We start from the raw sequence: 452 nt of genomic DNA, 5'->3' as shown, positions 1-452 counted from the left end.
CGACCGCCTGAGAGATCAGGCTTTCCCCTTCGGGGGACGGAGTGACAGGTGGTGCATGGTTGTCGTCAGCTCGTGTCGTGAGATGTTGGGTTAAGTCCCGCAACGAGCGCAACCCTTGATCCTAGTTGCCAGCATTGAGTTGGGCACTCTAGGGTGACTGCCGGTGACAAACCGGAGGAAGGTGGGGATGACGTCAAATCATCATGCCCCTTATGATCTGGGCTACACACGTGCTACAATGGGCGGTACAAAGGGCCGCGAGACCGCGAGGTTGAGCGAATCCCGGAAAGCCGCCCCCAGTTCGGATTGCAGGCTGCAACCCGCCTGCATGAAGCCGGAATTGCTAGTAATCGCGGATCAGCATGCCGCGGTGAATCCGTTCCCGGGCCTTGTACACACCGCCCGTCACACCATGAGAGCGGGTAACACCCGAAGTCGGTGGGAGAACCCTT

The 452-nt window shown here is 59.3% G+C and carries 1 rRNA gene; it reads left to right on the top strand.

Features of this window, described 5'->3' with window-relative positions:
• Positions 1 to 452 (top strand): 16S ribosomal RNA (locus OYT88_RS20770); the annotation flags it as partial.

This window comes from Sporolactobacillus sp. CQH2019, assembly GCF_028765345.1.
Taxonomy (GTDB): domain Bacteria; phylum Bacillota; class Bacilli; order Bacillales; family Sporolactobacillaceae; genus Sporolactobacillus.
Note: the sequence above shows the minus strand (reverse complement) of the source record. Positions and strands in the feature narration are given on the sequence as shown.